Annotated in this window: 25 protein-coding genes; 2 read left to right on the top strand and 23 right to left on the bottom strand. The window is 56.5% G+C overall.

What is annotated here, in order from left to right:
• Nucleotides 1-9: 9 nt before the first annotated feature.
• The 15 genes from HZU72_RS04880 to HZU72_RS04810 form a co-directional block, all read right to left on the bottom strand.
• Nucleotides 10-2,220, bottom strand: coding sequence for an ATP-dependent helicase (locus tag HZU72_RS04880; protein ID WP_180090783.1), 2,211 nt, complete (start codon nt 2,218-2,220; stop codon nt 10-12).
• Complete coding sequence (locus HZU72_RS04875) at nt 2,217-2,789, bottom strand: DUF1285 domain-containing protein (RefSeq protein ID WP_180090782.1); 573 nt, start codon at nt 2,787-2,789, stop codon at nt 2,217-2,219. Before HZU72_RS04875 ends, HZU72_RS04880 begins: the two co-directional genes overlap by 4 nt.
• A gap of 39 nt (nt 2,790-2,828) precedes the next feature.
• Nucleotides 2,829-3,659: a TatD family hydrolase gene (locus tag HZU72_RS04870; RefSeq protein WP_180090781.1), complete on the bottom strand. Its 831-nt coding sequence runs from the start codon at nt 3,657-3,659 to the stop codon at nt 2,829-2,831.
• 61 nt (nt 3,660-3,720) lie between these two features.
• Nucleotides 3,721-4,056 (bottom strand): PilZ domain-containing protein, encoded by a 336-nt coding sequence (locus HZU72_RS04865; RefSeq protein WP_180090780.1) that lies wholly within the window; start codon nt 4,054-4,056, stop codon nt 3,721-3,723.
• Nucleotides 4,057-4,108: 52 nt separating this feature from the next.
• Nucleotides 4,109-5,095 carry a DNA polymerase III subunit delta' gene (locus HZU72_RS04860; protein ID WP_180090779.1) on the bottom strand — a complete coding sequence of 329 codons (987 nt, stop codon included), beginning with the start codon at nt 5,093-5,095 and terminating at the stop codon, nt 4,109-4,111.
• Nucleotides 5,086-5,739, bottom strand: a complete 654-nt coding sequence (gene tmk / locus HZU72_RS04855; protein WP_180090778.1) for a dTMP kinase — start codon at nt 5,737-5,739, stop codon at nt 5,086-5,088. The genes HZU72_RS04860 and tmk overlap by 10 nt, the downstream gene beginning before the upstream one ends.
• A gap of 48 nt (nt 5,740-5,787) precedes the next feature.
• Nucleotides 5,788-6,795, bottom strand: a complete 1,008-nt coding sequence (gene mltG / locus HZU72_RS04850; protein WP_180090777.1) for an endolytic transglycosylase MltG — start codon at nt 6,793-6,795, stop codon at nt 5,788-5,790.
• A gap of 43 nt (nt 6,796-6,838) precedes the next feature.
• Complete coding sequence (gene pabC, locus HZU72_RS04845) at nt 6,839-7,651, bottom strand: aminodeoxychorismate lyase (RefSeq protein WP_180090776.1); 813 nt, start codon at nt 7,649-7,651, stop codon at nt 6,839-6,841.
• Nucleotides 7,652-7,657: 6 nt separating this feature from the next.
• Nucleotides 7,658-8,896 carry a beta-ketoacyl-ACP synthase II gene (gene fabF / locus HZU72_RS04840; RefSeq protein WP_180090775.1) on the bottom strand — a complete coding sequence of 413 codons (1,239 nt, stop codon included), beginning with the start codon at nt 8,894-8,896 and terminating at the stop codon, nt 7,658-7,660.
• A gap of 192 nt (nt 8,897-9,088) precedes the next feature.
• Entirely contained in the window at nt 9,089-9,322 is a 234-nt protein-coding gene (gene acpP / locus HZU72_RS04835; protein ID WP_008956801.1) for an acyl carrier protein, read from the bottom strand.
• 124 nt (nt 9,323-9,446) lie between these two features.
• A complete protein-coding gene (gene fabG, locus HZU72_RS04830; RefSeq protein WP_180090774.1) occupies nt 9,447-10,190 on the bottom strand; it encodes a 3-oxoacyl-ACP reductase FabG in 744 nt (247 codons plus the stop codon).
• 58 nt (nt 10,191-10,248) lie between these two features.
• On the bottom strand, nt 10,249-11,208 hold the full coding sequence (fabD, locus tag HZU72_RS04825) for an ACP S-malonyltransferase (protein ID WP_180090773.1): 960 nt from the start codon (nt 11,206-11,208) through the stop codon (nt 10,249-10,251).
• 113 nt (nt 11,209-11,321) lie between these two features.
• Nucleotides 11,322-12,371, bottom strand: coding sequence for a phosphate acyltransferase PlsX (gene plsX, locus HZU72_RS04820; RefSeq protein ID WP_180090772.1), 1,050 nt, complete (start codon nt 12,369-12,371; stop codon nt 11,322-11,324).
• A 43-nt stretch (nt 12,372-12,414) separates the two neighbouring features.
• Complete coding sequence (rpmF, locus tag HZU72_RS04815; protein WP_007114757.1) at nt 12,415-12,585, bottom strand: 50S ribosomal protein L32; 171 nt, start codon at nt 12,583-12,585, stop codon at nt 12,415-12,417.
• A gap of 36 nt (nt 12,586-12,621) precedes the next feature.
• Nucleotides 12,622-13,152 (bottom strand): YceD family protein, encoded by a 531-nt coding sequence (locus HZU72_RS04810; protein ID WP_180090771.1) that lies wholly within the window; start codon nt 13,150-13,152, stop codon nt 12,622-12,624.
• A 201-nt stretch (nt 13,153-13,353) separates the two neighbouring features.
• Here HZU72_RS04810 and HZU72_RS04805 point away from each other — a divergent pair, with 201 nt between their 5' ends.
• Nucleotides 13,354-14,052 carry a Maf family protein gene (locus tag HZU72_RS04805; RefSeq protein ID WP_286901938.1) on the top strand — a complete coding sequence of 233 codons (699 nt, stop codon included), beginning with the start codon at nt 13,354-13,356 and terminating at the stop codon, nt 14,050-14,052.
• Here the strand turns inward: HZU72_RS04805 and sppA are convergent.
• Genes sppA through HZU72_RS04790 form a run of 3 tightly spaced genes read right to left on the bottom strand, consistent with a single transcriptional unit; the run spans nt 14,014 to nt 16,769 of the window.
• Nucleotides 14,014-15,135, bottom strand: coding sequence for a signal peptide peptidase SppA (gene sppA / locus HZU72_RS04800; RefSeq protein WP_180090770.1), 1,122 nt, complete (start codon nt 15,133-15,135; stop codon nt 14,014-14,016). The genes HZU72_RS04805 and sppA overlap by 39 nt on opposite strands.
• Nucleotides 15,136-15,144: 9 nt before the next feature.
• Nucleotides 15,145-15,789, bottom strand: coding sequence for an HAD family hydrolase (locus HZU72_RS04795; RefSeq protein ID WP_180090769.1), 645 nt, complete (start codon nt 15,787-15,789; stop codon nt 15,145-15,147).
• Between the two features lie 38 nt (nt 15,790-15,827).
• The gene (locus tag HZU72_RS04790; RefSeq protein WP_009286408.1) at nt 15,828-16,769 is read right to left on the bottom strand and encodes an RluA family pseudouridine synthase; all 942 of its coding nucleotides are present in this window, start codon (nt 16,767-16,769) and stop codon (nt 15,828-15,830) included.
• 709 nt (nt 16,770-17,478) lie between these two features.
• On the opposite strand from HZU72_RS04790, the gene rne reads away from it, so the two are divergent.
• Nucleotides 17,479-20,901 carry a ribonuclease E gene (rne, locus tag HZU72_RS04785; protein ID WP_180090768.1) on the top strand — a complete coding sequence of 1,141 codons (3,423 nt, stop codon included), beginning with the start codon at nt 17,479-17,481 and terminating at the stop codon, nt 20,899-20,901.
• A 105-nt stretch (nt 20,902-21,006) separates the two neighbouring features.
• On the opposite strand, the gene murB is transcribed toward rne, so the two are convergent.
• The 5 genes from murB to lpxK all read right to left on the bottom strand — a co-directional run bounded on the left by murB (nt 21,007) and on the right by lpxK (nt 24,644).
• A complete protein-coding gene (gene murB / locus HZU72_RS04780) occupies nt 21,007-22,029 on the bottom strand; it encodes a UDP-N-acetylmuramate dehydrogenase (RefSeq protein ID WP_286901703.1) in 1,023 nt (340 codons plus the stop codon).
• A gap of 13 nt (nt 22,030-22,042) precedes the next feature.
• The gene (locus HZU72_RS04775) at nt 22,043-22,507 is read right to left on the bottom strand and encodes a low molecular weight protein-tyrosine-phosphatase (protein WP_180090767.1); all 465 of its coding nucleotides are present in this window, start codon (nt 22,505-22,507) and stop codon (nt 22,043-22,045) included.
• Between the two features lie 73 nt (nt 22,508-22,580).
• Nucleotides 22,581-23,369 carry a 3-deoxy-manno-octulosonate cytidylyltransferase gene (kdsB, locus tag HZU72_RS04770; protein ID WP_180090766.1) on the bottom strand — a complete coding sequence of 263 codons (789 nt, stop codon included), beginning with the start codon at nt 23,367-23,369 and terminating at the stop codon, nt 22,581-22,583.
• Entirely contained in the window at nt 23,369-23,602 is a 234-nt protein-coding gene (locus tag HZU72_RS04765; protein WP_180090765.1) for a Trm112 family protein, read from the bottom strand. Before HZU72_RS04765 ends, kdsB begins: the two co-directional genes overlap by 1 nt.
• Nucleotides 23,603-23,615: 13 nt before the next feature.
• The gene (gene lpxK / locus HZU72_RS04760; protein WP_180090764.1) at nt 23,616-24,644 is read right to left on the bottom strand and encodes a tetraacyldisaccharide 4'-kinase; all 1,029 of its coding nucleotides are present in this window, start codon (nt 24,642-24,644) and stop codon (nt 23,616-23,618) included.
• Nucleotides 24,645-24,657: the final 13 nt, after the last annotated feature.

The raw sequence follows: 24,657 nt of genomic DNA, 5'->3' as shown, positions 1-24,657 counted from the left end.
ATCAATGACTTACCCAGCAAGCGTTGAGCCATTTTCGAGTAGTTCAATGGGTGCGCGGCGGGCAATGAGTCGCCTTCGCCCTGCTTGATCAAAACGCACATCAATGACCGGATCGCTGGCACTTCCCTCCACCGCCGCCACCTCGCCTAGGCCAAATACCGCGTGATGAAGCCGTTGACCAGGGTAGAAATTCGTCTCTGCTGAATAACCCGCTTTGGCCTCGTCAACCTGTGCAGGCGTAAGCACAATATCGTCTCGCCCCAGCCGCGCTAGATAGCGCTCGACCAGCTCCAGTGAGGCCACCTGGAGCGCCGCCGCAGGCAGGCTGGCACTGGCCAAGCAGGAGGCTACTCGCATGCTATCTTGCCAGGCGCTTTCGGCAATAAAACGACTAGGGCGGTGTACACCGCCATCATGGAGCACTAATAGCTGCTCCTCGGCGCGGGTAATTGCCACGTAGAAGAGCCGTCGCTCCTCCTCAAGACGCTCATCGCTGAGCGGGTTATCGCGGCTATAGTGAGGAAAGTCTTCTTCGTTAACACCGGCTACCGCTACCAGTGGCCACTCAAGCCCTTTGGCCCCGTGCACGGTGCTAATCAGCACACCGCCCGCCTGATTTTCTACCGGGCGTTCAAGAAGTTCGATAAAGGCATCCGGGTCTTGCACGCTTTGCGCTTGTTCGATCAGCACGTCGAGTAAGCGTACATCCTCTTCGCCTTTATCCCGCCGGGCTGCCGCACGCTTAAGCGTTTTTTCAGCATCAATGCTTTCCACCACATGGCGAAGCAACTTAGCGGGGGGCCATGCACTCAGCTGTGGCAGCTCACAAAGCAGCAACCAGCGCTTTTTCAGCGTGCGCCTCTGGACCGGCTTTAACGCCGTTAACATGGCATCATGCCGCTCGGGCCACTGCTGAGTAGTCGCCAGTTGGTGCGCCAAGCGCTGAAGCCGCTCACGGGCAACGAAGGGGGTCGGCTGTGAAAGCAGCAGTAACAGTTGCTGCGGGTCGCGAAGAAGATCTGGACGACGCGACAGCTTTAAATAGCCCGCCAAGGCCTGCACCAGCGGCAGACGAAACACAAAACGATCCTCGCGCTGAAGCCGAAATGGAATCCCTGCTTGTAGCAGCGCCAGTTGAAACGGCACCGAAAGCGCCCAACTGCGTACCAGCAAACTAGCTTCGTTAAACGCTCGTCCCTGGGCCTGCCAGTCCATCAACGCATCAAGAAGCAATCGGCTCCCCTGCCCAACTGAAACACGAGTTTCCGGGTTATTAGCTGCTGCCAGACACAGCTGGTTGGGGCGACGTTGATTAGCGGCAATGGCATGGTTCGCAGCCAGCGCCAACGCATGACCGTGCCGGAAGGTGGTTGATAGCGGGTAATCGGTTGCTTCGCCAAAGGTAGCGGTAAAATTTTCCAGCATGGTGTCGGGTTTGGCACCGCGCCACTCGTAAATACACTGGTTGGCATCGCCAACCGCCATTACCTCGGCACGAGTGCCCACCAACACGGATAAAAGTCGCTGCTGCGCGGCGTTAATATCTTGATACTCATCAATAATGACATGGTCGAGAAACCCTTCGACGCGACCACGTAAAGCACTATCTGCTTCTAGCGCCAACAACGGACGATAAAGCAGATCGGCATAAGTCATCACGCCTTCCGCTTCCAATAGTCTCTCTGCTTCGGCAAACGCCGCTGGGAAATAGTCGGTGTCTGGATCAAAATTCAGTCGCTCATAGAGCGCCTCTGGGGTGATCATTTCTGCTTTAACTAAGCCGCAAAAATGGGCTAAGGTTTCAAGCCGATCTCCTTCCAGAGCAGCATCCCGGCGCTCAACGGCATCACGCAGTACATTAATACTTGCCTGGCGAAGCAGCCTCTCTAATTGCCAATCGGCGGATAATAGCTGGCGCGGCACTATCGCCCCCCAACGGCACAAGCTTTGAGTCAAGCGGTGCCCCAGGGAGTGAAAGGTGCGGACATCGGGCAATGCCTGCCCTGTAGGCGCCATTGCGGCTAAACGACGCTGAAAATCATCCTTTGCTGAGCGGTTAAACATCAGCACTAAAATACGTTTTGGCGGTACACCTCCGGCCAATAGATGCAGCACCCGAGCGGCCATGGTGGTGGTTTTGCCGGCCCCGGCCACCGCTGCCACGCGCGCATGCCCAGCCTGATGATTTACAACAGCTTGCTGTTCAACAGTTAGCTTCACGGCGCCTCGCCAAGTAATTCATCATCCACCTGACCCAGCGCAAACCACTGACCGGCACTCGTTAGCCCCAGTTCACACTTGCCACCGGCGACATCACGGGTTTCAGCCGCCTCCACCAACTGGTAATAGACATTGCGGTGCAAGCGGGCAGCTAGCCCAAAACGCACTGGCAGTTGTGGCACCGCCTCACCTTGGGGAGTTGAGGTGACGGTAAGCGGGTACTCGGCATCTAAGCGAACAACGTCGTCAAACTGGGTGGTAAACCACCAGGCACCGTCACGGAAGTCAGCCTCTACCGCCACCAACGGCAGGTCTTCGACCTTCACTCGCCAGCGCTCTACCGGCGTAACCAGGCAGTAACCCTCGTCATCCAGGCGCAGCAGCGTTGCCAATAGGCGTGCCACCTTGGGGCGGGCAAACGGCTGGCCTTCGTGCGACCAGCTACCATCGGCGTGAATGATGATGTTCATATCGCCAGAGAGCGCAGGTTGCCACTCATCGAGTGGAGGAATAGCGCCAACGCGCTCTTCATCTCCATTACCTTGCTGCAGCAATCGATCAATATTCATCTCGCCCACCTCGCTTGAGCGTATTTAAGGCACCTCAGGCTATAGAAGCCCTGAGTGGGCCAACGCCTCTTTAACGTGTTCCGGGGCATCGGGAGCGGCGGCACGAAAAAGCTGATAAAAGTTAGCGGTCGTCTGCATGGCGACCTCATCAACACTGATACCTCGCTCCTTGGCGATGCACTCCGCTACCTGCACCACCCACGCGGGCTCATTAGGTTTTCCGCGATGAGGAACGGGCGCTAGATAAGGGCTATCGGTCTCAATAAGCAGGCGATCCAGCGGCAGCTGACGGGCAAGTTCACGCAGCGGAGCGGCGTTTCGAAAAGTAATAATGCCCGACAGGGAGATATAAAAACCCAGCCGCACCGCTTCACGGGCCATCGTCAAGTCTTCAGTAAAACAGTGTAATACACCGCCCACTCGCGGGTCGCTATATTCACGTAGCAAGGCCAAGGTTTCCTCTTTGGCTTCGCGGGTATGAATAATCACCGGCAGTTCTAACTCACGCGCGGCGATTAAGTGACGCTTGAAGCGCTCGTGCTGAATCTCGATAGGTACCCTGTCGCGATAGTGGTAATCCAGGCCAGTTTCGCCGACTGCCACCGCACCATACTGCTCAGCGGTGTCTTTTATGTCTTCAACGCTAGGTTCATTCTCACTGTGGTGCAGGGGGTGCAAACCAGCAGAAATCGCCACATCGTGATGTTCCCGTGAAATGGCCGCAAGCTGCGGCATATCTTCTAGAGTAACCGCTACAGCAAGAAATTGGCTGACATGGGCAGCGCGGGCGGCGGCCAAAGTGGCGGCAATATCGCCCCCATGGGTCTGGTCGGATAAGCGATCTAAGTGACAGTGTGAATCAACAAACATACGGTTCTCAACAAATAGGTAAAACAGATAGGCCATAACGACTGGATCAGAAAAATGGCATTCAGAGCGTGAACGATGGAGCTGCTTTGTCTAATTGACCGGCAAGCAGCGCCTCAATGCGGTCACGCACGTGATAATCCTGCTGGCTGAAGTGAAGACCAATGCCTGGCATACGACGGCCACTCACCCCCTCTGGAGATACCCACACCACCTGGCCGGTAATCGAAAGACGCTCGTTTTCACCCGGCAGCGTAAGCAGCAAAAACACTTGCTGTCCAAGTGCGTAGGGGGTTTGAGTAGGTACAAAAATCCCCCCGCGATCCAGAAAGGGCATATAAGCGGAAAGCAGTGTCGGAACATCCGGAACGGCAAGAGAGAGCGCTTTCTTAGCTGCCATGACGACCTCGCTGTACTGTTTTGAACAGCCGTGGGGGATTGAACAAACACCACTATGAACGCAGCAGCGCCGCCCAGCGCACCAGCCATGCTTCAAGCACTAGCTGAGGATTGGGGTTAGCCCCCACCGCCAACAACCGTCGCTGTTCGCGGGCATAATCGAGTAGGCGAAACCAGTCCTGAACACGACCATTTTTAACCGCCTGGCGGTAGAGCGGCTCTAAATCAGGGTTATGCAACACCGCCGCCTCCCCAGACAAACCTAGACGAATCAGGTCTTCCAGCCAGGCGATACCGTACCATAAGATGGCATCAATCGCCTGACGATCCAGACGGGCCGCTTCTGAAACGGGCTCGGCACCACGCACTAGCTGCTCAAAACTATCGTGTATCTGGTGGCGCAGGGCGCGCTCTTCCGGTGCGGCCAACTCCACGGCCAGCAACGGCAGGCCACCCGCCACCTGCCACCAGAAGTAGGCTTCATCGGCGCTGCCCAACTGCTCAATCAACCAGCCATGACACGCCTCAAAGGCCACGCTGGGTAGTGACCACTGCTGACAGCGAGAGCGAATCGTCGCCAGCATCCTCGAAGGTACGTCTGAGAGCAGAATAAACAGGGTTTTATCACCGGGCTCTTCAAGGCTTTTGAGCAACGCATTGGCGGCGGCAACGTTCATTGCCTCGGCAGGAGACACCACAATCACACGGTAACCGCCCTGCTGCGCCGTTTGCGAAACAAAGCGATTAACCTCGCGAATAGGGTCAATGCGGATTTGGCGCTTTCCCTCTTCCGGCGAAACCCGCAGCAGATCCGGATGGTAACCGGATGCCAGCATCGCGCAGCTGTGGCAACGGCCACACGCTTGATCAGCGGGCGAGGCGCATAGCGTTCGCGCAATGAGCGCCTCAGCCAACTGCTGCTTACCCACACCGTGGGCGCCGTGAATTAACAGCGCGTGGGGCATACGCCTACCATCAGCCAAGCGGGTTAAATGCTGCCAGGTGGCTTGGTGCCACGGCATTACCCCGGTTAACGCCATGCCGCGACCTTCGTTAATAGAACTTGTTGGATTTGGCTTTGTACCTTATCCAGGGTGTGTTGTGCGTCGATCACCGCAAAGCGCTCGGGCGCTTCTTCCGCTCTTGCCAAGTAGCCATCCCGCACGGCCTGGAAAAAGTCAGCCTGCTCCTGTTCAAAACGATCACGCTGCTCATGGCGATCACGCAGGCGCGACTCTAGGCGCTGCCTCGCAGCCTCTTTAGGCATATCGAGCAGTAGGGTTAAATCGGGAGAGAGCCCCTGCTGAACAAAATTTTCCAGTACGGCGATACGCTCTTTGGCAATGCCTCGCCCCCCGCCCTGATAGGCAAAGGTGGCATCGGTAAAGCGATCGCACACTACCCATGCCCCTCTCGCCAAGGCGGGGAGTATTTTTTCCGCCAAGTGCTGCGCTCGCGCGGCGAACATTAGCAGCAGCTCAGCGTCGACATGCAGCGGCTCTTGGGGGGCAGGATCCAGTAACAGTGCGCGAATAGCTTCACCACGAGCAGTGCCGCCCGGCTCGCGGGTACGCACCACTTCCAGCCCCTGGGCCTCCAAACACTCGGCAACAAAGCCCACATTGGTGGATTTACCCACGCCTTCGCCGCCTTCCAGCGTAATGAAGCGTCCACGCTTACTCATCATGCTCCCTTACAGTGGTCATCAATCATTGGTGATGTGTCATGGCGATTAGCGATTGCGGATATAGCGATTAACGGCATTGTTATGCTCCCGCAGCGTACGCGAGAAGTGGTGCGTGCCATCACCACGGGAAACGAAATAGAGCGTTTCGCCAGGCAATGGATCAACCGCTGCCTCTAAGGAGGCACGCCCAGGCATGGCAATCGGCGTGGGCGGTATGCCGTCAATGACATAAGTGTTATAGGGCGTGGCCTCAAGGATATCGGCACGAGTAATTCGCCCTTCATAACGCTCACCCATACCGTAAATAATCGTCGGGTCGGTTTGCAGGCGCATGCCCTGCTCCATGCGGCGTTTGAACACACCGGCAATTTCGCGCCGCTCCTCGGGCGCACCGGTTTCTCGCTCGATCAAGGAGGCCATAATCAGCGCTTCGTAGGGAGAGTCGATGGTTAGGTCGTCCGCGCGCTCCTCCCACACCTCTTCCAGAATGTTCTCCATCCGCTCCAATGATTGGCGCAGGATATCAACATCGCTCATACCCAAATGATAGCGATAGGTATCGGGAAAGAACCAGCCCTCGGGAAAGGTACCTTCTCGATCGAGTAGCGCCATCACCTCTGCATTGCTCAACTCCGCAGTGCGGTGGTCGAGTTTCGGCGCCGCATTGAGTAATTCGCGCATCTGTCGAAAAGACCACCCCTCAGGAATGGTCAGCGAGTAGGTAACCACCTTATTGCTACCCAGCAGTGCCATCATTTCCAGACCGCTCATATTCGGCAACAGCTGATACTCGCCGGTACGCAGCCGCGGCACGCGCTCCGGCTCGACCCGCGCTAGCAAGCGAAACGCCCAAGCATCCTCCAGCACGCCCTGCTCTTCCAATTGCGCCACTACCTGATTAAAGCCCGCGCCAGAGGGCACTTGGTAAAGCATTGGCTCATCGAGTGCTAGCGGTGCCTCTAATCGGCTCTGCCAATAGAAATAACCGCCTGCTGCACTTGCAGCTCCTACCACTACTAACACCAATAAAGCGGTTAATAACCGTTTCACCATGACACCTCTAGAAAATTGCAGAGCGATATCTAAACACTGGCGTTTAAACAACGCCTAATAGCTGATGTGCCAAGCGCTGGAACGGGTCAGGCTGACTCAGAGGCCAGCGCTGCAGCAGTGAACCATCCGCGGCAAGCAACGTGGTAACAGGCCATACACCCTGAACAGAGTTGGCCACCCATAGTCGCTCGACATCAGCAAGTTGATGAAGCGTCAGCGACGCCTGAGCGACGGCACCTTGTTCCAGCAATGCAGCACGCAGCGTGCCAGCCACGCCGCACTGGTCAAGCAGAGGCGTTAACACTTTCCCCGCCTGCTGCCAAAAAACATTCATGCTAGTGGCTTCTACCACAAGGCCTTCACCGTCGGCGAGTAATCCTTCGGCAATAGCGGGATCGCTCCACTCCTGGCGGGCCAGTACGTTTTCCAGTCGATTTAGGTGCTTGATACCTGCCAACCGAGGCTGACGAGCCAGCCGCAAATCGCAAAGCCGCACTGTCACCCCTTCCTGCCAGCGCTTAACCGACGGTTGAAACGGCGTTCGACGACTGAGCAGCCGCGGTGTTGCCTGCTCGGGCTGGGCATAGCCACGCCCGCCGCTGCCTCGGGTCAATATCAGCTTAAGCACTTCGAACTCAGCAGCGGAATCGCCTTGCCAAGTGGCGTCAAGGGCCTCCTGGCAAGGTAACGGTAGCCCCAGGCGATGACAGCCTTGTGCCAGACGCTCCCTGTGATAGCGCCACAGCACCGGCTTTCCCGTACGCAACAGCACCGTTTCAAACAGACCATCACCATACGCCAGCCCACGATCATCAAACGGCACAGATTGATCATCACATAACGTAGGCGGCAGCATCGCTCACTACACCTTCTTGAATAGCAGCGAGCCGTTGGTACCACCAAAACCGAAGGAGTTTGAAAGCGTCATATCAATACGCATATCCCTCGCGGTGTGCGGCACATAGTCCAGATTGCAGCCTTCCTGCGGGTTATCCAGATTAATCGTGGGCGGCGCGACCTGATCACGAATAGCCAGAATACTAAACACCGCCTCTACCGCACCGGCAGCACCCAACAGGTGGCCAATCATCGATTTGGTGGAGCTCACTGCCACGCTGCTTGCAGCGCTACCCAAGACGTTCTCAATGGCACGACTTTCGGCCAGATCGCCTGCCGCAGTGGAGGTGCCGTGGGCGTTGATGTAGTGGACCGAAGAAACGTCAACCTGGGCATCTTTAATCGCATTGCGCATGGAGAGCGCTGCGCCACGTCCATCTTCCGGCGGTGAAGTCATGTGATAAGCGTCATCGCTCATACCAAAGCCCACCAGCTCTGCGTAGATATTGGCGCCTCGCGCCTTGGCGTGCTCATACTCTTCAAGTACCAGCACACCGGCACCATCGGATAACACGAAACCATCACGGTCGGTATCCCAGGGGCGGCTTGCCGCTTCTGGATCATCATTACGCGTAGAGAGCGCGCGAGCCGCCGAAAAACCACCCAGACCCAGCGGCGTGGTGGCCATTTCAGCCCCACCGCAGATCATCACGTCCGCATCGCCATAGGCGATGGTGCGTGCGCTGTAACCAATATTATGAGTACCGGTGGTGCAGGCAGTCGTAATGGCAATGTTCGGGCCTCTGAAGCCGTGCTGAATCGCCATATTGCCCGAAATCATATTGATGATAGAGCCAGGCACGAAGAATGGAGATACCTTGCGAGCACCACCTTTGTTGAGCGCGTTGTGGTTATGCTCAATCATGGGTAGACCACCAATGCCTGAGCCGATAGCCACACCGATACGATCGGCATTCTCTTCGGTGCACTCAATCCCGGAATCTTCTACCGCTTGGGCGCCCGCCGCCATGCCGTACTGAATAAACAGATCCATCTTGCGGGCATCTTTAGGATTCAGATACGGGCTAATATCAAAGTTTTTGATCGACCCACCAAAACGGGTATTAAAACCGCTGGTATCGAAATGCTCAATAGGCGTAATACCGCTTTTACCGGCCACAATGTTGGCCCACGACTCATCAACGCTATTACCCACTGGGGTCACCAGGCCTAACCCAGTTACCACTACCCTTTTCCGTGCCATCAGCTTTCCTCCAGGCATCCATGGTGACGCGACCCACTTGGGTCATTTGCTGCTTAAATTTGGTCAACAGTATAACGGAGATTGAACGTTATAAGCATTGTGGCAGCAAAGCAAAAAAGCCGCCCTGGAAAAGGACGGCTTTTAAGGCGGGTGGCTAGCACCCCACCCTGGTTCGATGCATCGACGCAGCCCTTACTGGTGGGCGTTCACGTAATCGATGGCTTCTTGAACCGTGGTGATCTTCTCAGCTTCTTCATCGGGAATTTCAGTATCGAATTCCTCTTCCAAAGCCATGACCAGCTCAACGGTGTCGAGCGAATCGGCACCCAAGTCTTCTGTAAAAGAAGAGCTGTTTTGGATGTCTTCTTCTTTAACGTTCAGGCGCTCTGCTACAACTTTCTTAACGCGCTCTTCAATAGTACTCATTAACGTACTCCAGTCGTTCACATTAGCCGTTTTTGATAACCAGCTATTTGGAAACCGCAAGCCAAAAGCTGCGGGGTAGTTTATAGACGCCCTTGGGTAGACGCAACCGCCAAGCCCAAGGCCATCAACGCATATTCATGCCGCCATTCACGTGAAGCGTCTCGCCAGTGATATAACCGGCTGCATCACTGGTCAGAAAACCCACTGCTGCGGCGATCTCTTCCGGTGCCCCTAAACGGGCCAGCGGAATTTGCTTAAGCAGCATTTCGTGCTGTTCTTCAGGTAGCGCTTCGGTCATATCAGTCGCAATAAAGCCCGGTGCCACTGCGTTAACCGTAATTGCACGAGAGGAGACCTCACGCGCTAACGCGCGGCTAAAACCTTCCATACCGGCCTTAGCTGCAGCATAGTTAGTTTGGCCCAGGTTGCCCATGGTTGCCACTACAGAACTAATCGACACAATACGCCCAAACCGCGCCTTGGTCATACCCCGTAAACATGCCTTGCTAACGCGATAGACAGATTTCAGATTGGTATCCATGACGGAATCCCACTCATCTTCTTTCATGCGCATCAGCAGATTATCACGCGTGATACCCGCGTTGTTGACCAAAATAGTCGGCGCACCAAAGCGCTCAGTAATCGTTTTCAACACGTTATCGATACTGGCTTGGTCGGTCACGTTAAGACATAGACCTGCCCCTTGAATGCCGTGCTCTTTCAAATCGGCATCAATTTTTTCAGCGCCTGGCTCACTGGTCGCGGTGCCAATGACGATACGGCCTTGGCGACCTAGCTCGCGAGCAATGGCCTGACCAATACCACGACTCGCCCCTGTTACCAGGGCAACTCTACTCTCTTGTGTCATAACGTTCTGCCTCTAACCGTGTAATCAAGCAAGGATAGTGGATTGCAATATCTCTTGGTCACGCCTTATCAGCCAAGGTTTCACGCGCCAGCTCAAGCGCAGCTTCCAGACTATCAGGATCATTCACCGCCAATCCCTTGCTACCCTTCACGATACGCTTATTGAGGCCAGTCAACACCTTTCCTGGCCCGCACTCAATAAATACCTCCACGCCCTGATCCGCCATGGCTTCAACACAGGCACTCCAACGCACCGGCTGATAGAGCTGCTCGACTAGTCGCGTGCTCAATGTAGCGGTATCGGCATGAGACTGAGCATCGACGTTTTGGATGACCTTGTAGCGCGGCGCCCGTAGCTCAATAGTTTGTATCGCCTCTGCCAGGCGTTCGGCAGCAGGGCGCATTAATGCGCAGTGCGAAGGCACGGAAACCGGTAATGCCATGGCGCGTCTGGCCCCGGCCTCTTGACAGGCAACAATAGCTCGCTCAACGGCCACCTTAGAGCCCGCTATCACCACTTGCCCTGGGGAATTGTAGTTGACTGCTGATACCACGTCGCCCTGGGCAGCTTTTTCACAGGCGGCCTCAACCGCATCGTCTGCCAAGCCCAGGATCGCTGCCATGCCGCCTTCGCCAGCAGGCACCGCCGCCTGCATGGCTTCTCCGCGCAGACGCACTAAGTTGACGCCTTCGGCAAAGCTCATGACACCTGCGCACACCATTGCGCTGTATTCGCCCAGGCTATGGCCCGCCATCACCGACGGCCGCGGCCCTTCTAGCTCTTGCCACACACGCCAAATAGCGACACTGGCAGAAAGCAGCGCAGGCTGGGTGCAAGAAGTTGCATTAAGCGACTCTTCGGGTCCTTCTTGGACGACTTTCCACAAATCGTAGCCCAAAGCATCCGACGCTTCCTCAAATGTCGTTCCCACCACACTATAGCGCTCGGCAAGCTCTCGCAGCATTCCAAGCTGCTGAGAGCCTTGCCCGGGAAAAATGAGGGCAAGGGGTTGAGACATGTCGTTCACCTTTGCTCTTGTAGGCATTTGCTCATATGAGCGATAGGCGAGATTATTGGCACATCCTGATGCCACCTATAAACCCGCAAAAAAGTTAAATCTTTATTATCTGGTCATGGCTGGCCTGTGCCATCGTTTTCACTTGATGGCGCTTGCCAGCGGCCTGCGATCCGCGCAGGTAAGTTATGTTCTACTTCCTGCAGGGCGCGATGAATAGCGTAGTAAAATCCATCGGCATGAGTACTGCCGTGACTTTTCACTACGATACCGCGCAACCCCAATAAACTGGCCCCGTTGTAGCGCACAGGATCAAGCTCTTGCTTTAAGCGCTTTAACACAGGCTTGGCCAGTAGGCTTGCCAAACGACCACTTAGGCGCGACTCAAACGCCATCTGCACGCGCTCAACCAACATACTCGTCAAGCCTTCGCTCGCCTTGAGGACAGCGTTGCCCACAAAGCCATCACACACCACCACATCAAGCTGGCCTTTAAACAGGTCGCCACCCTCAGCATAGCCTTGATAGTCAAAAGCACTACCAATGGCATACTCGCGCAGCAGACGATCAGCCTCACGTACGTTCACACTCCCCTTGGTGGCTTCAGCGCCAACGTTGAGTAGCGCCACGCGCGGCACCGCAGTGCCATCGATACACTGCGCCATCACCGCACCCATCAGTGCAAAATCAACCAGTCGATGGGCAGGGGAATCCACGTTGGCACCTAAGTCCAGCAAATAACAGCGGCGCCCTTGGCGGGCTGGAATCGCGGTACTGATTGCCGGACGAGAAATCCCCTCGACCATCCCCAGATAGCGCCTTGCCAAGGCAACAAGCGCTGCCGTATTGCCTGCGCTTACACCAGCCACCGCTTCACCCTGGGCGACACATTGCAGCATGTGCGCCATGCTCGTTGCCTCGCCTCTGCGCAACGCCCAGGCCGCGGTTGACCCCGGCATCACGCTATCGGGCGAATCATGCGCCACCAAACGTGACGTTGCCGCAGCCAGAGGCTGCGGCAAGCGCGAAAGCTCAGCAATAATCTGCTGACGCGGGCCAAACAGAATCAGCTCAAGACCGGGGTGTTCCAACACCGCCCTTGCGGAGCCTGCGATAATCGCATGAGGGCCTTGGTCACCCCCCATCACATCAATCGCTAAGCGCATACCGCACTGAGTCCGTTTAGCCGCTTAGTAATGCACTTGAGGCTTATACCTCAACCACTTTACGACCACGGTAGAAACCGTCTGGAGAAACGTGGTGACGCAGGTGAGTCGTACCGGTTTCTTTGTCCTGAGACAGCGTCGGAGCGGTCAGCGCATCGTGGCTGCGACGCATGCCGCGCTTGGAACGAGTTTTACGGTTTTGTTGAACTGCCATGGGGGTTTACTCCAAGGTATTTAAGGTAAAGGGTGCTTATTTTTTGCCTTTCAAGACATTCAGCACCGCGAAAGGGTTCGTCGCTGGCGCTGTATCTGACGCCGCGCCTTCTGTTTTGCTGACCAGCTGCTCCGCCGAGACATGACATTCGGCTTCATCGTGATAGACCACCTGGGGCAGGCTGAGAATCAATTCATCCTCAACCACCGTCAGAAGATCCAGCTGTTCCTTTTCCACCAGCACCGGTTCATGACTAGCAGGCAACTCGGCCGCCAAGGCTTCATCAGTGACCATCCCAAGCAGAAAGTCACTGTTCACCTCTTGAGGCAGCGGCACTAGGCAGCGTCGGCAGGCAAGCGCCAACGTCGCTTGCAAGTGGCCACGAATTTCACGACGGCCTTGAGCATCGACACCAAACTCAAGCACGACATGGCAGTCGCCGGTTTGGTCACCCGCTTCTTCGGCAAGACGTGGCAGCTTATCCAGCGCTACCAGGCCTTCGATTCGTTCGTGGCGGGCTGCGAGCTTATAAGGCTCCACCCGACTGGGGAGTTGTGAGGTCAACATAGGCGCGCAATGATAGGCACTCCCCCTGCTGGTGTCAAAGCTGTCGGTATATTTCTTCATCGCTTCCTCAATAAATAACCAACATAGGCCTCAATAAACAGCCGATATGGGCACAATTCACAGCTTTCGCTACACTCTATTGCTCTGCCGCCCCAAGAGCGCAACCACACTAGCCAGGAGTTTTCTGTGACCTCACACTCCATGACAGAGCCATCGAGCACTCAGCCATCAACTGCTCAGTCCTCAACTGCAGAATTGGTGCTTGCCTCCAGTTCACGCTGGCGGCGCGAGTTACTGGATCGCCTGCAGCTCCCCTACCAGTGCCACTCTCCAGATATTGATGAAACGCCTCACAGTGGCGAAACGCCCCACGCTTTGGTGCATCGTCTAGCGCTCAGCAAAGCCAATGCTGTCGCAGCTCTCTTCCCTCACCACTGTATTGTAGGTTCTGATCAGGTAGCAGTATTTGAAGGCGACATTCTTGGCAAGCCGCACACACCGGAGAAGGCTTGCGCCAATCTTGCTCGCTTCTCTGGTCAGCGTGTCACTTTTCTGACCGGTTTAGCGTTACTGGACACTCGCCACCAGCGCCATCAAGTCCATGTCGAGCCCTTCGAGGTCGTGTTTCGCACTCTTAGCACGCAGGAGATCGAAAACTATGTGACCAAAGAGCAGCCCCTAGATAGCGCTGGCAGCTTTCGTATGGAAGGCCTTGGCATTGCGCTGTTTGAAAGACTGGAAGGCCGTGACCCCAACGCGCTGATTGGTCTACCGCTGATCGCACTCTGCGACATGTTGCGCCAAGCGGGCCTTGATCCGCTTGGCACGTCCTTCAACAGCGCCCAGGATGTGGATTGGCGATCAGAAACGAAGCGGGGTGTTAGGCGCCCTAATGCCTAGCACTTCGGCGGCAACCTCGGTAAAGCGCCTAGTAAAGCGCTCAAATGGATCAAGACTCGGCGTATAGTCCACCCAGTCGATGTTACCTACTTGATCGCGAGACAGCTGTTCGAGGCTACCCAACTGATCGACCAACCCTAGCTCGATGCTCTGTTCGCCACTCCAGATCAGGCCTGAGAAAATGTCCGAGCTATCACTGAGCCGTTCACCGCGACCCGCGCGGACGTCATCAATAAACTGGCGATGAGTTTGGCTCAGCACGCCTTGCCAAAACGCCTCTGCATCATTATCCAGCGGCTGGAATGGGTCTAAAAAGGCCTTATTCTCTCCTGCGGTGAGTACGCGGCGCTCAACGCCAATGCGCTCTATCGCCTCCTCAAAGCCAAAACCAGCGTAAATCACACCAATCGAGCCCACTAAACTCACCGGCGAGGCAACAATCTCATCTGCCGCTGCAGCAATGTAATAAGCGCCGCTGGCACCGACATCTTCAATCACCGCGATAATCGGTTTATCCCCCTGCTCACGTAGGCGCATGATTTCCGCATAGATACGCTGGGACTGCACAGGACTACCACCGGGGCTATTAATGTGCAGCACTACGGCTGCAGCGCTTTTGGCATCCCAGGCTCGGTTTAACCCTTTGATGATGCGTTCCGCATTGGCTGGCGAATCGCTAGCAATCACCCCATCAATCTTAACAATACCCAAGTGGCGCTGGGTGGGGGTTGCGACACTTGGCGAGTCCCAGTACAGGCTATAAAGCGCGGCAGACAGCGCCGCCAACACAACAGCGAGAAACATCAGACGGAAAAACAGCTTCCAGCGGCGGGTACGCCGCTGTTCGGTCAAGACGCCACCTATCCAGTGATCCATCATTTCCAGCTGCGCTAATCGCTGGCGTTCGCGCAGGGTTTCGGCATCATCACCTGGCACTCCTGGGGGCTGCTTAGCCCCCTTACCAGGTGGAACCTCGGGCCCTTCAGTCCAAGGATCTTCCTTGAACTCGTTTGGCTGGTCGCTATTAACCGGGCCATCATGACCCTCTTGCGTACCCTCTTTGCGGGTTGGATCGTCACTCATAAAATGTCCTTATAACCGATCAAAAAGCTCGTCTACGCTATGGGCAATCCACTTGGGTTCGCTCATTGCCAGGCGCTCACGCGTATGTACCCCATAGCTTACCCCCACCCGATCCATCCCCATCGCCCTAGCCATTTCCAAGTCATACTCAGTATCGCCGACCATCACCGCCCGCTCGACCGGCACCGCAAGCTCAGACAGCAACTCTGAAAGCATCTGCGGGTGCGGTTTGGAGCGGGTTTCATCCGCGGTACGGCTGGCATGAAACCACGCGCCGCTGCCGGTCTCAGTAAAAATACGGTCAAGCCCGCGACGGCTTTTACCCGTTGCCACTGCTAAACGCTGTTGCTCATGCCCGCGCAAACGGGCGATATGCGCTTCAACACCACTAAAAAACGCCATTGGCGTGGTATCAGCCTGCACAAAATGGTGCGCGTAACGCTCGCGAAGCCGCTCGGCCTGAGCAGGCAATATACCTGGGCAGAGCTTGGCAATTGCTTCGGGCAGCCCCAGGCCAATAATATCTTCCACCTCCGCCGCTGAAAGCGCCCCCCACTCGGCCTCCAAAGCAGCCGCCTGCATACACGACACAATCCGCGGCACTGAGTCCATCAAGGTGCCGTCCCAATCAAATATAATTAGCTCGTACTGCATGGCAGCTCCCTGTAAAAGGCAACGCGGTGAAAAAGAAGTTATTGACGGGCGCGCTTGAGCGCTTCTTCCAAGGCTTCTGGCAGCGGCGCTTTGACGGTAACCGGGCGGCCGTTAGTGGGCTCAGGAAAGGTCAGTGCTCGCGCATGGAGGAACAAACGCCCCAGCCCCAACTGCTTGGTGAGCAGACCGCTTTCACGGGTAGCGTACTTATCGTCACCTAATAACGCATGGCCTGCGTGGGCGGCATGTACGCGAATCTGGTGGGTACGGCCCGTGACCGGCTCAGCCTCTATAAGGGTTACTTTTTCGAAGGTTTCGACTACCGAAAAGTGGGTGCGTGACACTTTTCCGTTGGGATCTACCCTTACCCTCCGCTCGCCGTTACCGGCATCAAAGCGGTCTAACCGAGCACTCTCATAGGTTTTCCGCGCTGGCCAGCGCCCACTGACCAGGGCCAGATAACGCTTATCCATACCGTGCTTTTTCAGCGACTCGTTCAGCGTCACCAGCGCATCGCGCGACTTGGCCAGCAGCAAACAGCCAGACGTATCGCGATCCAAACGGTGAACCAGTTCCAGAAAGCTCAGATCATCGCGCACTTGACGCAGCGCTTCTATTAAACCAATTTTAACCCCGCTGCCGCCATGCACTGCCAAACCAGAGGGTTTATTAAGCACCATCCAATCGGGGCCTTCCATAATAACGCTGCCTACCAGTAGGTCGCGCAAATTATCACTGACTTCCTTCACCGCTTCGCGAGGCGCCAAACGCAGCGGCGGAACGCGTACTAAATCCCCCGCTTGCAAACGGTAATCCACCTTCACGCGTTTTTTATTAACGCGCACTTCGCCTTTACGCACGATGCGATAAATGAGCGCGCGTGGCGCCCCTTTAAGCCGCGTCATCAGAAAATTATCAATTCGCTGCCCTGCTTGCTCCGGGGCGATATCCACCCACTGCACTTCACGCCCTTCGGACATTACTACTTACTCCTGCTTAAAAACGGCATTCTAGCGTAGACCCAAGGGCATTGCGTCAATTGCTGGTCGTAGTCTTTACTGTTATATTCGAAATCGTTCACCAGCTAAGCGCAGAAAGCTGTCTTGTCTAGCGCTAGTGACTAGCTGTTCGATAGCTAATTGATTAAATTTGTTAGCAGAGAGCATCACCGCTGAGCTTGGTTAATGCGCCTGCCCGACTAACACGCAGGCCTGAACGCGAAAACGGCACCAGTGTACGCATTGCCCGTTTTCCAGTATTAAAAGATGATCTTAAAAATGCAGTAACTCTGCCGCCCGTTTTTTATGCCGGCAGAGGAGAATAAGCCTTGCCCTCAACGGCAGGCAGCAACTAAACAACGCCACGTCCTGAGCAGCTCCGCCTTATTCGTCACAGGGCGATGACTGACTCCGGGCGAAAAGTTCAACGCTGTGCCGGTGGCCGGCGTTGGTGAATCGATGAATGCCAGGTGTTGGCGGTGTCAGCAGGGCCGGATGGACGTGACAGCCACCGGAACACGTCCTGCCTCCGCCACGTACTCAACGCCCTATCGGCCGGGTTGGCGATGACGCCTTCCCGGCTTGACGCGTCAGCATTGCAATGCGCCGAGCACAAGCACGCAGCACCCAGCGATTCGCCTACGTCACCCCAATAGGCAGTTCGCCGGCACGCAACGCTATGCGAGACACTATGAAACGGATGCTTATCAATGCGACCCAGCCCGAAGAGCTGCGTGTCGCTTTAGTTGATGGACAACGCCTATACGATTTAGATATCGAATCCGGCGCAAGAGAACAGAAAAAAGCCAATATCTATCGCGGTAAAATCACCCGCGTAGAACCCTCCCTGGAAGCTGCCTTCGTTGACTACGGCGCCGACCGTCACGGCTTTTTGCCCCTCAAGGAGATCTCTCGCGAGTACTTTGTCAAAGACGTTTCCGGACGTCCAAGCATTAAAGAAGTGCTTAAAGAGGGCCAAGAGGTCATCGTCCAGGTCGATAAAGAGGAACGTGGCAATAAAGGTGCCGCGCTAACCACCTTTGTCAGCCTGGCTGGTCGCTTTTTGGTGTTGATGCCCAATAACCCGCGTGCAGGTGGCATTTCTCGCCGTATCGAAGGCGACGAGCGCAGTCAGCTCAAAGACGCCATGGGTCAGTTGACCGTGCCGGATAAAATGGGCCTGATCGTGCGCACTGCAGGTATTGGTCGCAATCCGGAAGAGCTCCAGTGGGATTTGGACTACTTGGTTCAGGTGTGGGAATCGATAACCACTGAAGCCGCCAAGCGCCCTGCGCCGTTCCTGATCTACCGTGAATCCAACGTCATCATTCGCGCCATGCGCGACTACCTACGCCAGGACATTGGCGAAGTACTGATCGACAGCCCTGAGATTCACGCCGAAGCGCTGGGCTTTATTCGTCAGGTAATGCCCTCGTATCAACAGAAGATCAAGCTCTACGCGGACGAAGTACCGCTATTCTCGCGCTTCCAGATCGAATCACAAATCGAAACCGCCTATCAGCGCGAAGTGAAGCTGCCTTCTGGCGGCTCGATTGTGATTGATCACACCGAAGCGCTGGTCTCCATCGATATCAACTCCGCCCGCGCCACCCGCGGCAGCGATATCGAAGAGACCGCTCTGCAGACCAACTCTGAAGCCGCCGATGAAATCGCCCGCCAGCTGCGCCTGCGCGATATCGGCGGTTTGGTGGTTATCGACTTTATCGACATGGGGCCTGCACGCAACCAGCGTGAAGTTGAAAACCGCATGCGCGATGCCCTAAAGCTGGATCGCGCACGGGTACAGATCGGGCGTATTTCACGCTTTGGCCTGATGGAAATGTCCCGCCAGCGCCTGCGTCCCTCGCTGGGGGAAACCAGCGGCGTGGTCTGCCCGCGCTGTAATGGCCAGGGCACCATTCGCGATGTTCGCTCGCTCTCCCTCTCTATCATGCGCCTGATTGAAGAAGAGGCGATGAAAGAGAATAGCGCGCAGATTCGCGCCATTCTACCGGTACCCGTGGCGACTTACCTGCTCAATGAAAAACGCAGCGTGCTGGCAGATCTAGAGTCTCGCCAGAATGTTCGTGTGGTACTGCTGCCCAATCCTGATATGGATACGCCCCACTACGACGTGCAGCGGCTGCGTGATGACCACCTGGACGAGGATGACACTCAAAGCCTATCGAGCTTTGAGCTCTCCACCGATACCGAAGTAGGCAAAGAGCCGGCACCGAGCTTCGTGCCGCCCGCTCAACGCGCCGAAGCCGCCGTCAAGAGTGTTACCCACAACGCTCCCGCCCCGGCATCGCTGCAAACGGAAGAGAAGGCGCCCGCTACAGCTCCAGCGGCCAAAGCAGCACCAGTGGCCAGCGAGCAACCCAGCGTTATTGGGCGCTTTATCCGTGGCTTCGCCAAACTGCTCGGTAGCGACGAAAGCAGTGCAGAAGCCACACCAGAGCCCAAGATTGAAACACCCTCTCCGCGCAAGCCAAGCGAGCGCAAAACCAATCAACGCAGTAGCGAGCCGCGGCAAAAATCGTCGCGTGGCGACAACGCAAGCCGTAACGAGTCGCGCAGCGATAACAGCGCCCGCCCCGAGCCCAAAGCTGAACAAAAAACTGAACAGAAAGCCGAGCAGCGCAGCAGCACACCGCGTCCTGCCAGTGACGACAGTAGTGATAAGCGTAGCGGCCCCAGCCGTACACGCAACCGTCGTCGTCACCCCCAGCAGGACGATGCTAACGGTCAAGAATCAGCCAAAGCGCCTCGCAAAGAGAACCAGGCTGATAGCTCTTCCAAAGAGAGCAGCAACGGCAAAAGCGCAGCGCAGAAAGAGTCGCGTCGCGATGGTGGTGACAAAAACCGCGACAGTCAGCGAGATGACACGGCCAAGAGCCCAGAGTCAAAGAACTTAGAGACCAAACAGGATGACGGCAAGCCGAAGCGTACGCGTAACAATCCGCGTAACCGCACGCGCACCCAGGCGATCAATCCCCAGGCAGAAGCTGAGCAGTTAAAACTGCAGGCCGAGGCTAAGAATGAAGCGCGCGCAGTGACACCAGAGCCGAACGAAGCCCCTGCAACAGAGGAACAGGTAGCTAAAGCAGCAACAAATGACGCACCGATTGCATTAGGATCGGACGCGGGGAATAGCGCTGAGCCAGAAGCGGCAGCAGCCGATGCGCCTGAATCCAACGCCGAGCAAGCGGACGACGCAACGACCGCCGACCGGCCCGTGGCAGAAAACGCTAAAGCGCGCAAGTCGACGCACCAGCGCCGCCAGCCTAAAGCGGCTTCACCGGCAGAGCAAACGTCAACTGCCAGCACCGTTGAGCAGGATGAGGCCGTTGCCAAGCCAAGCGAACCGGAGGCCACAGCCAGCGAAGACCTGTCAGCGCCATCTGAGGTGACCTCAGCAACAGCCAAGGCGAACGCAGAGCCAGCTGAAAGTGGGAAAACCGACGATAGCCAGCAGCCCAGTGCTAGCGAACAGGCAGCGCCTGAAGCCGTCGAACCGCCTGCGGCCAGCGCCGTTGATTCAGCCGCAACCATTGAAGAGGCGGCCTCTCCTGCACCTTTCAATAGTGCGGGTACGGATCAAAGCAGCGACGAGCATCAGCCCGAAGCGCCAGCTAGCATCCAAGCCCGCCAGGAAACGGCAAACCCAGATGTTTCTGAGAACACTTCTGAGAGAGTCGCCGCAGCCCCTTCAACTGAAAAGCCTGCCAGCAGCGAGCCGCAGCAGGACAGTGCAGAAAAAGGTGATGAGCCTAAGAGTGTTAAAGACACAAACGGTGAAGACAGAAGCGTTGAAGACAGAAGCATTGAAGAGAATGGCGCTGAACCGAATAGTTCTGAAAATGGTTCTGAAAATAGCTCTGCAAATAGCTCTGAAAAGAGCAGCGACGAACTAGCAGCGACTGAAACACCTGTGACTGAAGCCACTGCAGTTGAAGCAGACACTCAGCCCGCTCAACCGGTCACCAGTGAAGCACCCGCAGAAGCCGCAGCAACGGAAGAAGCACCTAAACCGCGCCGCCGTCGCACACGGGCCCACAATGACCCGCGTGAGAAGCGCAAACAGGCGCAGCAAGACACACGCTCCGAATAGATCGGTTCACGCGTATTGTAGTAACAAAAATCCCCGCTTCGGCGGGGATTTTTGCGTTATGTGCACCTTAGAGGCAGGGCATAGAAATTAACTAATAGAGATTAACTAACAGGGATTAATTAACCGCGGCTCGGGCTCTAAACGCACCCCAAAGCGTGCCTCGACCTGGTCAGCGATATAGCTAGCTGTTTTCATTAGGCCTTGACGATCACCGCCGCCAAAGTGCACCAGCACCAACGCTTGATGCTGATGCACTGCGAAGGCACCATCACGCATCCCTTTCAAGCCACACTGATCGATTAACCACCCCGCCGCCAGCTTTGTTTGCCCTCCCTGCTGGGGGAAATTGGGCATAGCAGGATGCTGTTGCAACAACTGCGCTGCCAGCACATCAGCTACCAGCGGATTTTTGAAGAAGCTCCCCGCGTTAGCCAGCACCTGTGGGTCGGGCAGTTTCTCGCGTCGAATACTACATACCGCTTCGGCTACCGCCAGCGGCGTGGGAGAGCTTGCTAAGCGTACGGCGAGATCGCCATACCCAAGCCGAGGTGCTGGCGTGCGTGACAATTGCAATACCAACTGAGTGATCACCACGCTACTCGCCAACTCGCCTTTAAAAATACTCTCACGGTAACCAAAAGCGCACTCTTGCGCGCTTAGCCAATCCACCCGCCCGGTGGCAAGCTCCATTATCTGCACCGCTTGCAGCGTGTCGGCAAGTTCAACGCCGTAGGCGCCAATGTTTTGCACCGGCGCAGCACCACAACTGCCAGGGATCAGCGCCAGATTTTCAATGCCCCACAGGCCGCGTGCAGCAGTCGCCATCACCAGCGTATGCCAATTAACCCCCGCCCCTACGTGGGCAAGCACATGCCCTTGACGCTGACTGAGCCAGTATTGTTGCAAATCAGGCCGCACCACCAAACCTGGTAGTGCCTCGGGAAGCAAAACATTGCTGCCGCCACCGAGCAGCGTGACGGGCCAGCCTTCATGGCGTGCCTCGGCTAACGTTTGGCGTAGTGCTGTTAATGTCGTTGGTGACGCGAAGCGCTCTGCCTGGCAGGGGAGCCTAAGCGTATTAGCGGCGGACAAATCGACATTGTTGAGAATATTCATCTGTGCAGCCACATCATCAGCCCCATTACAGCTCTCGCTTAAGGTGTCGAATCAGCCCTTCTGATGCAGCTTCAATCATATCCAGAGCCTTCTCAAATCCCTCATCACCGCCAAAATAGGGGTCTGGGACTTCAGCACCGGGGGTACCAGCAAAATCTAAAAACAGCCCAACATGCGCCTGGCTATTGGCAGGTTTCAGCTCGCGCATGGCGCGTAAATTGTCCTGATCCATGCCTAGCACGTAGTCGAATTGGGTAAAATCGTGCTCGCTTAACTGGCGGGCGCGCAGATCGCTTAAATCGATGCCGCGCAGTAGTGCTGCCTGCTGCGCGCGGGCGTCTGGCGCTTTGCCCACATGCCAACTGCCGACGCCGCAGGAGTCTATCTCGACCTCATCGGCCAACCCCGCTCGCTCAAGAGTACGACGAAAAATACCTTCGGCAGTCGGTGAACGGCAAATATTGCCTAAACATACAAATAATACTTTCACGATAGCTCCTTACAAACTGAGCTGCTCAAGCAGCGCCCGCCCCTGCACTAAGCCAACAGAGCCCGAACCCGTGCTAGGCCAGCAGCGCCCGAATCCGCGCTAGATCCTCGGCCGTATCAACACCGGCAGGGTTTACTTCGCAGGCCAATGCCACTTGAATAGCGTGACCATTCTGCAGTGCACGCAACTGCTCGAGCTGTTCAAGCTGTTCTAGGCTAGAGGCTGGCCAGTCCCGGTAGGCAGCTAGAAAACCGGCACGATACGCATAGAGGCCGATATGCCGCAGCCAGGCATCGGTTGCCAGCATGGTCGGCGGCGCTTTGAACTGCTCACGATCCCAGGGGATAGGGGCCCGTGAGAAATACAGCGCGCGGCCTTGTAGCGTTCGCACCACCTTGACCACGTTGGGATTAAACAGCGTGTCCACGTCACTGATAGGCTCCGCCAGCGTGGCTATCGACGCTCCGGGATCGTCGGCTAGGCGCAGAGCCACCTGGTCGATCAGCGCGGGAGGAATCAGCGGCTCGTCCCCCTGCACATTCACCAGCAGCGCATCATCCGTCAATGCCAATATATCAGCCACCTCGGCTAAGCGGTCGGTGCCCGATGGGTGATCGTCTCGGGTCATGATCACTTCGGCGGCGTAGGGCAGCATGGCATCACGAATACGGCTATCGTCTGTTGCCACGACCACTCGGCTGGCGTGGCTTTGGCAAGCACGGCGCCATACGTGAGCGACCATCGGTTCCCCGGCAATATCAAGCAGGGGCTTGCCGGGCAGCCGGGTAGAGCCGTAGCGAGCAGGTACGACGACGGTAAAATCAGGCACCTTGAAATCAGCCATATCATCAAAGACGGCCATTAAGCGTCTCCTAAACGCTCTTGAGAACGACCTGGTGAACGCCCTGGAGAAGTAGGCAGCTTTTCATCGGCATCCATCACGCGAGCCTCTTCCGGCAACATCACCGGAATCCCCTCTTTGATCGGATAGGCCAGGCCATCGTAGTGGCAGCGCAGCTCTTGAGCTTCGCGATCATACTTCAGCTTACCGTTACACAACGGGCAGACCAGCATTGCCAGCAGTTCCTTATCCATGCGCTTATCTCCTTTAGGAAAGTGCCGACAGCCGCGCTGCCAGCCAGTACTCAAATTCGGGTGGAAGGGTTGCCTCCACATCTAATACCCAACTGTTAGGCGGGGACAGGGCGTAACACTTCACGGCGTCTTTAGCGGTCATAATCACTGGGCGGGTATCTGCAAAGCTTAGCGCGTCCGCACTAAAGTGCTGGTGATCGGCCAACGGGTGCCACTCGCCCTCAACACCCAACGCGGAGAGTGTACGAAAAAAGCGCTCGGGATGTCCGATACCTGCCACCGCGTGCACCGGCAGCGTAAACGGCAGTGGCGCAAGCGGAAAACGTGCGCCGTCATCAAGGCGGCGCCAGCACAGCGGCGCTAGCTGCATAGTGGTGGCGGACTGCATAATAGACGGAGTAATCGACAGAGAAGGCGGTGAGTCTCCGTTAATGATCACCGCGTCAACACGCTGTAACCGGCTGGGGGACTCGCGCAGCGGCCCGGCGGGCAGGCAGCGCCCATTGCCCAATCCACGGGCACCATCCACAACCACCAACTCAATATCTCGATCCAGCGCCAAGTGCTGCAAACCGTCGTCGCTCAAGATAATATCGCAGCCCTTCTCGATCAGTGCCTGAACACCGCGCACGCGATTGGGATCTGCGGCCACTGGCAATCCCGTCTGCTGTGCCAGCATCAGCGGCTCATCGCCGCTTTCGACAACGTGCGTATCGGCGGTGACCAGCAGCGGGTAACTCGGCGCTTTTCCGCCATAGCCGCGGCTAACGATACCTGGCGACCAGCCTTGGGCCACCAGCCAGCCAGCTAGCCACGCCACCAGCGGAGATTTACCCGTCCCCCCCAAAGTAATATTGCCTACCACAATCACCGGCACCGGTGCCTTCCATGTGGCTTTTTTGCCGCTAGAGTACTCCCGCTCCCGCCGCGCCATGGCCCACTGGTAAAGCGCCCCTAAAGGCTTCAGCGGCGATAGCCAGCGGCTGCCCTGGTAAGCGCCTTGCAGCCAGCGCTCCGCCAACGTTCTCTTGGCAAAGCTCATAACGATAGACTCA

It is taken from the genome of Vreelandella sedimenti (assembly GCF_013416325.1).
Classification (GTDB): Bacteria; Pseudomonadota; Gammaproteobacteria; order Pseudomonadales; family Halomonadaceae; genus Vreelandella; species Vreelandella sedimenti.
This window is presented reverse-complemented; position numbering and strand designations above follow the sequence as displayed.